General features: G+C 72.0%; 12 protein-coding genes. 3 read left to right on the forward strand and 9 right to left on the reverse strand.

All coding sequences use genetic code 11. The annotated features are described in order from the left end of the window. Positions 1 to 55 precede the first annotated feature (55 nt). On the reverse strand, positions 56 to 733 hold the full coding sequence (locus ACFUC1_RS10720; protein ID WP_379119479.1) for a GAF and ANTAR domain-containing protein: 678 nt from the start codon (positions 731 to 733) through the stop codon (positions 56 to 58). 191 nt (positions 734 to 924) lie between these two features. Here ACFUC1_RS10720 and ACFUC1_RS10725 point away from each other — a divergent pair, with 191 nt between their 5' ends. Next, positions 925 to 1,455 (forward strand): ATP-binding protein, encoded by a 531-nt coding sequence (locus ACFUC1_RS10725; protein WP_379119481.1) that lies wholly within the window; start codon positions 925 to 927, stop codon positions 1,453 to 1,455. On the opposite strand, the gene ACFUC1_RS10730 is transcribed toward ACFUC1_RS10725, so the two are convergent. The 3 genes from ACFUC1_RS10730 to ACFUC1_RS10740 all read right to left on the reverse strand — a co-directional run bounded on the left by ACFUC1_RS10730 (position 1,449) and on the right by ACFUC1_RS10740 (position 3,717). Continuing rightward, positions 1,449 to 1,988, reverse strand: coding sequence for a GNAT family N-acetyltransferase (locus tag ACFUC1_RS10730; protein ID WP_379119483.1), 540 nt, complete (start codon positions 1,986 to 1,988; stop codon positions 1,449 to 1,451). The two genes, ACFUC1_RS10725 and ACFUC1_RS10730, sit on opposite strands and share 7 nt — an antisense overlap. 120 nt (positions 1,989 to 2,108) lie before the next feature. After that, positions 2,109 to 3,131: an NADP-dependent oxidoreductase gene (locus ACFUC1_RS10735; protein ID WP_379119485.1), complete on the reverse strand. Its 1,023-nt coding sequence runs from the start codon at positions 3,129 to 3,131 to the stop codon at positions 2,109 to 2,111. A gap of 97 nt (positions 3,132 to 3,228) precedes the next feature. Then, positions 3,229 to 3,717: a MarR family winged helix-turn-helix transcriptional regulator gene (locus tag ACFUC1_RS10740; protein ID WP_379119487.1), complete on the reverse strand. Its 489-nt coding sequence runs from the start codon at positions 3,715 to 3,717 to the stop codon at positions 3,229 to 3,231. Between the two features lie 72 nt (positions 3,718 to 3,789). Between ACFUC1_RS10740 and ACFUC1_RS10745 the strand changes: the two genes are divergently transcribed. After that, positions 3,790 to 3,978, forward strand: coding sequence for a hypothetical protein (locus ACFUC1_RS10745; protein WP_379119489.1), 189 nt, complete (start codon positions 3,790 to 3,792; stop codon positions 3,976 to 3,978). A 102-nt stretch (positions 3,979 to 4,080) separates the two neighbouring features. Here ACFUC1_RS10745 and ACFUC1_RS10750 read toward each other — a convergent pair whose 3' ends face one another. From ACFUC1_RS10750 to ACFUC1_RS10760, 3 genes are all read right to left on the reverse strand, one after another. After that, a complete protein-coding gene (locus ACFUC1_RS10750; RefSeq protein ID WP_379119491.1) occupies positions 4,081 to 4,686 on the reverse strand; it encodes a hypothetical protein in 606 nt (201 codons plus the stop codon). A 177-nt stretch (positions 4,687 to 4,863) separates the two neighbouring features. Next, entirely contained in the window at positions 4,864 to 5,520 is a 657-nt protein-coding gene (locus ACFUC1_RS10755) for a PAS domain-containing protein (RefSeq protein ID WP_379119493.1), read from the reverse strand. A 98-nt stretch (positions 5,521 to 5,618) separates the two neighbouring features. After that, positions 5,619 to 6,689, reverse strand: a complete 1,071-nt coding sequence (locus ACFUC1_RS10760) for a sodium:calcium antiporter (RefSeq protein ID WP_379119495.1) — start codon at positions 6,687 to 6,689, stop codon at positions 5,619 to 5,621. Between the two features lie 205 nt (positions 6,690 to 6,894). Between ACFUC1_RS10760 and ACFUC1_RS10765 the strand changes: the two genes are divergently transcribed. Then, the gene (locus ACFUC1_RS10765; protein WP_379119497.1) at positions 6,895 to 8,397 is read left to right on the forward strand and encodes a carboxylesterase/lipase family protein; all 1,503 of its coding nucleotides are present in this window, start codon (positions 6,895 to 6,897) and stop codon (positions 8,395 to 8,397) included. 30 nt (positions 8,398 to 8,427) lie between these two features. Here ACFUC1_RS10765 and ACFUC1_RS10770 read toward each other — a convergent pair whose 3' ends face one another. Together ACFUC1_RS10770 and ACFUC1_RS10775 are read right to left on the reverse strand one after the other, a co-directional pair. Continuing rightward, positions 8,428 to 8,772, reverse strand: a complete 345-nt coding sequence (locus tag ACFUC1_RS10770) for a hypothetical protein (protein WP_379119499.1) — start codon at positions 8,770 to 8,772, stop codon at positions 8,428 to 8,430. A 126-nt stretch (positions 8,773 to 8,898) separates the two neighbouring features. Next, entirely contained in the window at positions 8,899 to 9,324 is a 426-nt protein-coding gene (locus ACFUC1_RS10775) for an SRPBCC family protein (protein ID WP_379119501.1), read from the reverse strand. Positions 9,325 to 10,187 lie beyond the last annotated feature (863 nt).

A 10,187-nucleotide genomic window follows, 5' to 3' on the forward strand; every position in this document is an offset into this window, starting at 1 on the left:
CAGAGTCCCGTCCCCATGGGCCGTACCCCAAGGACTGCGCCCTCACGCGGGTCCCTCATGGCCCCTCCTCGGCGAGCCGGCGCCGTCTGGCGACGATGTCAGCGGCCAGTTCCGTGATCGACTGCCCCTCCGCGTAGGCCGCGGCGCGCAGTCGCAGCAGGGCGTCCTCGACGCCGACGTCGAGCTGAACCATGACCATGCCCACGGCCTGGTGGACCACCATGCGGTAGGTCGTGGGCGGCAGCAGCTCCTCGAGGTGCGTCCCCGCGGCCGACAGCAACAGCTCGCCTGCGCGGTCCACGGTGCGCAGCGTGTCGGTCATCTGTCGCGTTGACAGGGGCCCGGGCTCCAGGCGGTGCAGGTCGAGGGACCCGAACGACACCGTCCCCACCCGGATGGGCAGCGCGAAGATCGCCCGTACGCCCGCTGCCGTGAGCTCTCGTGCCATGGCCGGCCAGCGCTCGTGGTGGGTCGAGTTGAGGTTCGGGACGAGGACGGGGCTCCCGGTGCGGGCCGCGTCGACGCACGGCCCCTCCCCGGTGGTGAACTGCAGGTCCTCGATGCGAGCGGCGAGCTCGTTGGTGGCGTGCACGGTCCCCGGCGTGCCGTCGTTGGCGAAGACCGCGAGGCCGACACCGTCGACGCCGGCCTTCTCGGCGCAGTCGAGGCACATCTCGCTCAGGTCGGACTCGATCTCGAAGCCTGGGGCCGTGAGCCCGTTGTCCGTCACCATGTCCCACCCGGTCTGCCGTGCGCCTGCGACCTGGGGGCCACGGCCGTTGTCATCACCCTACTCCCGCCCAGACCGTCCGGACCGGGGCGAAACGGTTGCGAGCCGGTACCGCTGGGGAGGACAGTGGTCGTGGAACGCGCACAGAGCCCGGACCCCGCCTCGTGGCGCACGTCGTCGACGTGGGGTGAGGGATGGACACGCAGCTCGCGTGGAGCCGCGAGGCACGCTGGCCTGCGCACCCGCTCCACGTCAGCGACGCGCGGACCTTCGTGCTGGACTGCCTGACGGAGACGGACCTGGGGCGCCAGGCGCATGCCGTCGCCCTGGTCGTGAGCGAGCTCGCCACCAACGTCGTGCTCCACGCCAACACGCCCTTCACGGTGACCCTGGCCCGTCGGGACTCGTGGCTCGTCCTCGAGGTGCGGGACCACCTCGCCGGCCAGGTGGCGGTGCCCGCGCCGACGGACGAGGTCGAGCTGCACGGCCGTGGCCTGGAGATCGTGCAGGCCCTGAGCCAGGCGTGGGGTGTGTGGCCGAGGCGGGACGGGAAGTCGGTGTGGGCGGCCTTCGACCTGGAGTCGCCCGACGCGGACGGCCACGACGAGGACGGCCACGACGAGGGCGGCCGCGGCGCCTGGGACGGCGGCACCCGCCGGGACGGGGACGTCACCCCGCAGGACGACGGCGCCGACGGGGACCTCCCGCCCTGGTGCCGCTACTGAGGCGGGGCCTGCACCCGGAACGAGAGCCAGGAGTCGGGAGGCGTGTCCGGGGACCCCGGCACGGCGCGCAGCTCCTCCACCGGGCCGGGGTCGTGGGTGGCGGCCACGGAGCGCCAGAAACGCACCGCCGCCACGTTGGCCTGCTGGAAGGCCACCTCCCACGGCCCCGGGAAGCTCCTCAGCACCTCGTGCGCCAGGGTCGACCCGACCCCGGCCCTCCTGGCGCCGGCCACCACGAAGAAGCTGTTGAGGACGCGGGCCGGGCCGTCCAGGCTTCGCACGAAGGCGAACCCGACGGGCGCCTCGCCGAGCCAGGCGGTGGACGCCGCCCACCCCGGGTCCGTCAGGGCCGACTCGAGCCGTTCGCTGCGGAACGAGCCGTCCGGCCGGGGGAGGCCGCCGGTGAAGCCCGACGTGTCGTGCCGGAACAGCAGCCACAGGCGCTCGAGCACCGGCCGGTCGTCGGCGGTCGCGCGGCGCACCAGAAGGGGCGAGGAGGGGCGGGGGTCGGATGGCTTACTGGGAGCGAGCATGAAAAAAGCCTCCGCGTCGCACCAGGTGCGGCAAGGAGGCTCGGCTGTGTCCTCAGGATAGCAGTCGGGTGGTCGCCGGCCCCGCGGACGAACGCGCGTGCGCGGGGCCGGCGGCGCGGGTCAGAGGCGCACGACCATCTTCCCGGTGTTGTCACCGCGCATCACGCCCAGGAAGGCGTCGACCGCGTTCTCGAAGCCGTCGACGGCCGTCTCCCGCAGCGACAGCGAACCGTCGGCGAGCCACGTCGCGGCCTGCGCGGCATACTCGCCCGCCAGGTCGTAGTGGTCGCCCACGAGGAAGCCCTCGATGCGGCCTCGGGTCTGGATGAGGCGCGCGAGGTTGCGGGGGCCCGGCGCAGGCTCGGTGTCGTTGTAGACCGAGATCATGCCGCAGACGGCGATGCGGCCGCCGAGGCGCAGCGAGCCGATGGCTGCCTCGAGGTGCTCGCCGCCGACGTTGTCGAAGTAGACGTCGATGCCGTCGGGGGCGAGCTCGCGCAGCGCTTCGGAGACCTTGCGGTCGCGGTAGCTGAAGGCCGCGTCGAAGCCGAGGTCCTCGGTGAGGTGGCGCACCTTCTCGGGGGAGCCGGCGCTGCCGATGACCTTGCCGGCGCCGAGCGCCTTGGCGATCTGGCCGACCGCCCCGCCGACGGCGCCTGCCGCGCCGGAGACGAAGACGACGTCGCCCTCCTTGACCTCGGCGATGCGTTTGAGGCCCGCGTATGCCGTGAGGCCGGTCATGCCGAGGACGCCGAGGTAGGAGGAGGCCGGGGCGGCGTCGGTGTCGACGACGCGGGCGTCCTTGGCGTCGAGCACGGCGACCTCGCGCCAGCCCAGGCCGTGCAGGACGTGGTCGCCGACGGCGACGCCGTCAGCGCGCGACTCCTCGACGACGCCCACCGCGCCACCGGTCATCGCGGCGCCCACCTCGTACGGCGCGGCATACGACTTGGCGGCGCTCATCCGCCCACGCATGTAGGGGTCGACCGACAGCACCTCGTTGCGCACGCGGATCTGCCCGTCGCCCAGCGCGGGCACGTCGGACTCGGCGAGCTCGAAGTTCTCGGGCGTGGGCCAGCCGGTGGGGCGCGAGGCGAGCCGCCACTCGCGGGGTGCGGCGGTGGGGGTGGTGGCGTCGGTCATGGACGACCTCCTGGAGGTGTGGTGAGGGGACGTGGGGCGGCGTCGTTGCCATCAGGGGACAACGGCGGGGGAGCCCCTCGGTATGCCGTGACCCTTCTCACCCGGCCGACGGCTCGGGCGGCCGGGCGGCGGCGATGAGACGGGTGAGGCCGTCGCGGAGGGTCTCGAGCTCGGCGACGTCCATGCCCAGGCGCTCGAGGATCGCGGGCGGGACGCGCAGGGCCTGCTGGCGGGCGGCGGCCCCCTTCTCCGTCAGGGTGACGGCCAGGGCGCGCTCGTCGCGGGGGTCGCGCTCGCGGGTCACCATGCCGCCGGCCTCGAGCCGCTTGAGCAGCGGGGAAAGCGTCGCGGGCTCGAGGCTGAGCCGCCGGGCGAGCTCGGCGACCTTGAGGGGTGACTCCTCCCAGAGCGCGAGCATGACGAGGTACTGGGGGTGGGTCAGGCCCATGGGCTCGAGCAGTGGCCGGTAGAGCGCGATGACGTTGCGCGACGCGACGGCCAACGCGAAGCAGACCTGCCGGTCGAGGGCGAGCAGGTCCTCGCCGTCAGCCGCGGGGGTGCGCGTCGGGGCGCGGGGCGGGGTCACGGTTTCAGTCTAGGGGCGACGGTCGGCTACCGTAGTGCACGAATCATTAGGGCACTAACGAAAGGGCCGACCATGGCGCGCTCGAGCGACGACGAGGGCCTCTCCCTCGGCTACCGGATCCTGTGGCGGGTCCGCTACCTGGGCTGGCACCTCTACGGGCCGGCCGAGCTGCAGGGGCCGAGCGACCCGCACGAGCGACTGCGCCGGGAGCGCCGCCGCAAGGTCGAGGCCGCGCGCGAGGCGCGTCTCGCCAAGGGCTGACGGGCGCGGGCCACGGACGGGCGCGGGCCACGGACGGGCACGCGCCAAGACCCCCGACCAGGGGGTCGGGGGCCTTGACGTGGTCCGCAGGTGCGGCTGGAGTCAGCCGACAGCGGGAGCGGCTGCTGCGCCGCGACCGATGCGGACCTCCTGCTCGGCCGGCACGTGGCGTTCGTGCCTGAGGCCGAGGAGGCTGAGGAGGAAGAGGAAGGCCGCGCCGACGAAGCTGGCAACCGCGCCCCAGAAGGCGATGGTGCCCATGGTGCCGAAGGCGTAGGCGTTGAGGAGCAGGCCCCGCAGGGTGTTGCCCATGAAGAGCGTCTGGCGCAGCTGGCCGAGCTCGGCGACCTTGGCCTTGTCGGCGTTGGGGTTGGCCGAGAGGGCGATGTACTCGCCGCTGACCTCTTCGTAGGTCCGGCCCTGGCCGGCCTTGTTCATGTGGACCAGGATGTAGTGGTCGGCGTAGGCCTTCGCCTGGGCCCCGGTGGTCATCTGCTGGCCTGCGTACTGCTGCAGGTAGGGCTTGATGGCCGGGTCCTCGATGGCCTTGCCGGACGGCATCGTGATCCTCTGGTCGGCCAGCTGGCTGTGCACGTTGTCCTGCACGAAGTTGCTGGCCCACATGAGCAGTCCGCCGGCGACCAGCAGGACCGCGGTGACGACGAAGCCACCGGTGGTGAGTAGGGCGTCAAGGGTCTTGCGTCGCATTCTGATCAACTCCCGCTGTCTCAGGGCTGGTGGCCCTGTGCTGTGTGCCTTGTTGGCACTTCAACCATCTCGGTGGGAGCCGTTGGGGCAGAGGGACTTTCGTCCCCTGTCGTGCAGGTCACACCGTGCGGCGTCGGTGGTGGGGGGACCATGGTCCGGGGCGCCGACGTCGCGCCCTCAGGCCTCGCCCTCGTCGCCGCCGGCGGGCCGGCCCGTCCGCACCTCGAGGCGCAGCCGTGCCAGCTCCAGTGCGGAGCTGGCGTCGGGGTGGCCGGTCGCCTCGAGGATCCTGCGCTGGGAGTGCGCGAGCGTGCTCAGCACCACCGACGGTGGCACCTCGGGGAACTGCGTGAGCAGGACGTCGGCCGCCGCCTCGAGCTCGCCCGGGCGGAAGGCGTCGTAGGCCGCGCGGTCGGCCTTCGAGAGCGGGACCGACACGTCCTGGCTGTGGTTGAGCACGCCGACCACGCGTCCGTCGTCGAGGACCGGGATGTTGACCGGGATCCACAGCCGGCGGCTGAACGCGCCGCCTCGGGCAGGGTCCGCGACGTCGTAGCGCTGCACTCCCATCCACTGGCGCCGTCCGGTCCGCAGGACGTGCTGCAGGGACGAGAGGAGGGCGACCTGGCTGCCCGTGGGGTCGGCCGGGTTGTCGGGGAAGAGGTCGAAGAGCGGCTGCTCCACGACGGCGTCCCTGGCGTAGCCGACGACCTGCTCGAACGCAGCGTTGACCTCCCGGATGGTGAGGTCCGCGTCGAGCAGCACGTAGGGGGCCCAACCCGTCTGGAACCACGACGAGTTCGCGATGGCGGACGCCAGCTGCACTGAGAGCATTGCGTCTCCTCGACCGACCCGACAACGTCACGACGCTAGACGGCACGTCGGGGCGCGGGATGGGACCAAGGTCCCATGTGCCAGCGGTGTCGGGCCGGTCAGCCGCTGCTCGCCACGGCGAAGAGCCCGCCCACGCCGAGGACGTAGAGGACGAGGACGGCGAGGGAGTCGACGCCCATGCGCGCGATGCGGCGCTGCGGCCGGAAGACGAGCCCCGCGGCATACACGAGGGTGAGGAGCATCCCGAGGGCCGTGAGGTAGATGTCGGTCGACTGCGCCTGCGGCAGAACGGCTTTGCCCGACAGCAGGGTGGCCAGCAGGAACAGCACGGGCAGGAACGCGTTGCCGCCGAAGATGTCGCTGACCGCGAGCTGGTAGTCCTCGTTCCGGACCGAGGTGAGGCCGGTCGAGACCTCGGGCAGCGACGTGGCGGCGGCGAGGACCGTCGCGCCGAAGAGCACGCCGGACAGGCCGATGTGGCCGGCGATGGCGTCGCCGCTGCGCTCGAGGACGACGCCGGCGACCAGGGTGACGAGCGCGGCGACGCCGAAGATGGTCGCGGACGTGGCGGTGCTGGTGCCGCGCGTGGAGGCGTCCTGCTCGGCCTTCTGCTGGGAGTGGCCCTTCGGCTTCTCCTGGTTGTCGGGTGCCTCGCCGGAGTCGGTCCACGGCAGTGAACGCGAAGCATGTTGCAGGAGAACGAGTCCCGCCACCCAGAGGATGGCGATGAGCACCGACGCCGGGGCCAGCCGGAACCGCTCGAGGCCTGCGGGCAGCTGCGACCCGGCGACCACGACCGCGAGGACGGCGACGACGAGCGCTGCCTCGAGGACGAGGACGAGGGACGCGGCCTGGTAGGTGAGGGGTCGTCTGCCGCGGATCCCGAAGACGTCCAGCACCACGAGCACGACGGTCTGGATCGCGATGCCGCCCAGGATGTTCCCCACCGCCACGCCGACGTTGCCGGACAGGGAGGCGCTGGCGACGATGGCGATCTCGGGCAGGTTCGTCGCGACGGCGAGCAGGATGAGGCCGCCGAGCGCGGTGCCCAGGTGCAGCCGCGTGGACAGCACGTCGGTCTGGTTCGAGAGCTGGATGCCGGCCACCCAGATCGCGGCGGCCGCTGCGGCGAAGACGAGCAGGAGGACGGGCAGGGACCAGGAGGACAAGGGGGGACTCCGTCCGGGGCGTGGGGTTTGGGGCGATGTGTCCCTTTCTGGCTACCGGCCGCCCCGACCGCTCGCAAGTTGGGCGGCGCAACGATGTCGGAGGCCCGGTGTGCCGGACGTGCACCGGCGCTCGTCGTCGGCGAGGCTGCTGGGCAGCCGGACGCTGCCGCCCGGCGGCCGCCCGCCAACCACCCCTGGAGGAACCGTGGACCCTGTCGTCTCCCTGACCACCGGACGCGTGCGGGGGCGCACGAGCGACGGCGTGAGCGCGTTCCTCGCCATCCCGTATGCCGCCGCGCCGGTGGGTGCCGCGCGGTTCGAGGCGCCCCGCCCGGCGGCCTCGTGGGACGGGGTGCGCGAGGCCACCGCCCTGGGGGCGACGGCCACCCAGGCGCCGTACCCGCCGCCGATCGCGGCGATCCTCGGCACGACGATCCTCCCCGGCGACGACCACCTGCACGTCAACGTGTGGACGCCGGACCCCAGCGCCTCCGGCCTGCCGGTGATGGTGTGGATCCATGGTGGCGCGTTCACGCGGGGTGGGAACGCGCTCAGCATCTACGACGGCTCCTCGTTCGCCCGCGACGGCGTGGTGCTCGTGTCGGTGAACTACCGGCTCGGGGTGCCGGGGTTCGCGGTCGTCGAGGGCGCTCCCTCGAACCGCGGTCTGCGCGACCAGCTGCTGGCGCTGGCGTGGGTGCAGGAGAACGTCGCCGCGTTCGGCGGGGACCCGGGCAACGTGACGGTGTTCGGCGAGTCGGCCGGCGGCATGAGCGTGGCGTGCCTGCTGGCCTCGCCCGCCGCCGACGGGTTGTTCCGGCGGGCGGTGGTGCAGAGCGGCATGGCCACGGCGGTGGCGGACGAAGCCGACGCGCGGCGCGTCACCGAGGCCGTCGCCGAGGCGGCGGGGGTGCCGGCGACGGCGGAGGGGTTGGGCTCCACGGGCCCGGAGGCGCTGCTCGAGGCGCAGACCGGTGTGGGCCTGGCCCTCGCGCAGGACCCGGACCCCGCGCGGTGGGGCGCGACCGTGGTCCGCAACGGCCTCGGCATCATGAGCCTCTTCCCGACCGTCGACGGCGACGTCGTACCGGAGGTGCCTCTGGCACGCATCGCCGCGGGCGCCGGCAGCGGCGTGGAGCTGCTCGCCGGCACGACGCGCGACGAGTTCCGCTTCTTCCTCATGCCGACCGGGATCGCGGCGATGGTGAGCGACGCCGCGCTGCCGATGGTGCTGGGCCGGTACGGGATCGACCCGTCGGTGGCGCAGGTGTATGCCGCGTCGCGACCGGGCGCGAGCGCGGGCGACCTGCTCGCAGCGATCCTGACGGACGCGTCGTTCCGGCGGGAGACGGTGCGGCTGGCGGACGCGCACACGGCAGCCGGTGGACGGACGCACGTGTACGAGTTCGACTGGCAGTCTGGCGTTCCCGGGCTTGGGGCGTGCCACGCGCTGGAGCTCCCGTTCGTCTTCGACACGCTCGCCGGCGGTGGGACGCTGACCGGAGCCGACGCCCCCCAGGGGCTGGCCGACGAGGTGCACGCGGCGTGGGTCGCGTTCGGCACGACCGGCGACCCGGGGTGGTCCGAGTGGGATCCCTCGCGGCGGCCGGTGCAGGTGTTCGACACGCCCTCCTCGCTCGTCCTCGACCCGCGGGGCGAGGAGCTGGCGGCCCTGGGGCCGGCCTCCCAGGTGTCGGCCGGCGGGTAGGCCTCCCTCGGAGGCGACGCACACGACGGTCTACGACAGGACGTACACGGCGGCCGTCGCGGCTGCCTGGGCTGCGAGCATCCACCGGAGCGCGCGGTTACGTCGTCGAGAGGCCTTCGAGACGAGCGACAGGACGAGGATTGTCGCGCCGAGGAGGCAGCCGGCGAGTGCGGCTGCCTGGGTCAGGTGCGCCATGCGGATCTCGTTGTCGGACATGGTCCGGTCGCCGCCGAACCCGCTCGGGCCGAAGGCGACCGCGACACCGAGCAGGAGGAAGTCGAAGACGCCGAGGACGAGGGACGTCACGACCAGGGCGACGAGATGGCTGGTCGGGGTGCGCTTCTCAGCTTGTTCCGTCACGCCCGGCTCTGGCATCCGCCGTCCCCCTCATGCGCGGTGCGCCCGCCCTGCGCCCCCTGTGTGCCCCGATCTCTGACAGCGTGGCACGGCACCCCACCGAGGGTGGGCGGAACCGGCGGGACGGTGTCGGACGGCTTGTCGTCAGCTGCGTTCGAGCAGTCGTTTGGCCGTCTGGAGGCTGGCGACCTCGCTGTCCATCGCGCTCTGGGCCGGCCGCGCCAGGGCGAGGGCCTTGAGTCCTTTGATCTCGGCCCTCAGGTGGAAGGTGACCTCGGTCTGCTCGCCCACGGACGTCAGGCGGAACTCGCCCTCGGGCCGGACCGGGCCGGCCACCACGCGGAACGCGTACCTGGTGGGCGGCTCGAAGGCGGTCACCTCCATGTCGGCAGGGAAGTCCGTGCCGCCCGGTCCCTTGACGACCTGGTGGATGCGCGCGCCCTCTCGCGGCTGTCCGGAGATCTCCTTGACCTGGGTTCGCCAAGAGGGGTCGTTGGAGGGGCTGCTGAAGAAGGCGAACACCTCGTCGATCGGACGGTCGATGACGACGGTGCGAGTTGCTTCGGCCATGACTGGCTCCTCCGGACGGCTCGTTCCCTGCGTCTCGTCCCAACTTCCGACGGCGGCTAGGGCTGGGGAGGGGCCATTGGTCCCCAGACGGGATGGGGCTGCCCTGAAGCCCCCGCTGATGCGGATGCTGTCGGCACCACGCGAATACCGGCGGTACTCAGTCATGCGCGGCCGGTGCTGAGAAGACCTCGCGACAAACATCACGCGGAGACATAGACGGCGTCTGTGCCCTCGGGCAGATTCGAACTGCCGACACCCGCTTTAGGAGTCGCATGAGGATGTGCAGCGCCTGGGTACATGAACCGAAATTGTGCGTGGATGCTTGTCATTCGCGTACGTCGCTCAGGGTCTCTTGGCGGCATGGTGTGCCACAACTGTGCCACGGGGTCCTGACGTCAATCGTGTTCCAAGCTTCCGCCATCGGCGTCGCGAGTCTGCTGGCCGCCATTAGCCGGGCTAGCCGCAAGGCTGGATCGCAGGCGCCCCGGTTCTCCGATTTTCAGCCACAGGCGAATCTTCAGGTCAACTCCGGGATCCAGGGCCACGTGCGACATCTCGTGCAACATAACCGGCCTCCTTGTCCCGAAGCACGCTCAGGCATCCCTGCGCCAGCTGCCAGGGCGTCATTGTCGATGATGGACGGCCGGTCGTCCGGCGCACTCATTGCGCTTGCCTGACGGAGTCTTGAACGTTTCTTGACCTGTGGGTGGCGTGAGGTGCCTAGCGTGTCGTCGTTTTCACGGTGCCGGCGGAAGGGTCCGGCGCTGTAGTTGAGTCCCCGATAGTGGTGTAGCGCGGTCGCCGTGATCGTCGGCGTGTTCGTCGTGGACGAGGAAGCGGCCACCGCGTGATCCTTCGAGTCA

Source organism: Pedococcus sp. NPDC057267, from assembly GCF_042668795.1.
In the GTDB taxonomy this organism is placed as follows: Bacteria; Actinomycetota; Actinomycetes; order Actinomycetales; family Dermatophilaceae; genus Pedococcus.

What these genes read in the sequence shown, in the direction of transcription:
- ACFUC1_RS10720 (WP_379119479.1), bottom strand. Translation starts at nt 733, where the DNA reads ATGGTGACGGACAACGGGCTCACGGCCCCAGGCTTCGAGATCGAGTCC.
- ACFUC1_RS10725 (WP_379119481.1), top strand. Translation starts at nt 925, where the DNA reads ATGGACACGCAGCTCGCGTGGAGCCGCGAGGCACGCTGGCCTGCGCAC.
- ACFUC1_RS10730 (WP_379119483.1), bottom strand. Translation starts at nt 1,988, where the DNA reads ATGCTCGCTCCCAGTAAGCCATCCGACCCCCGCCCCTCCTCGCCCCTT.
- ACFUC1_RS10735 (WP_379119485.1), bottom strand. Translation starts at nt 3,131, where the DNA reads ATGACCGACGCCACCACCCCCACCGCCGCACCCCGCGAGTGGCGGCTC.
- ACFUC1_RS10745 (WP_379119489.1), top strand. Translation starts at nt 3,790, where the DNA reads ATGGCGCGCTCGAGCGACGACGAGGGCCTCTCCCTCGGCTACCGGATC.
- ACFUC1_RS10750 (WP_379119491.1), bottom strand. Translation starts at nt 4,686, where the DNA reads ATGCGACGCAAGACCCTTGACGCCCTACTCACCACCGGTGGCTTCGTC.
- ACFUC1_RS10755 (WP_379119493.1), bottom strand. Translation starts at nt 5,520, where the DNA reads ATGCTCTCAGTGCAGCTGGCGTCCGCCATCGCGAACTCGTCGTGGTTC.
- ACFUC1_RS10770 (WP_379119499.1), bottom strand. Translation starts at nt 8,772, where the DNA reads ATGCCAGAGCCGGGCGTGACGGAACAAGCTGAGAAGCGCACCCCGACC.
- ACFUC1_RS10775 (WP_379119501.1), bottom strand. Translation starts at nt 9,324, where the DNA reads ATGGCCGAAGCAACTCGCACCGTCGTCATCGACCGTCCGATCGACGAG.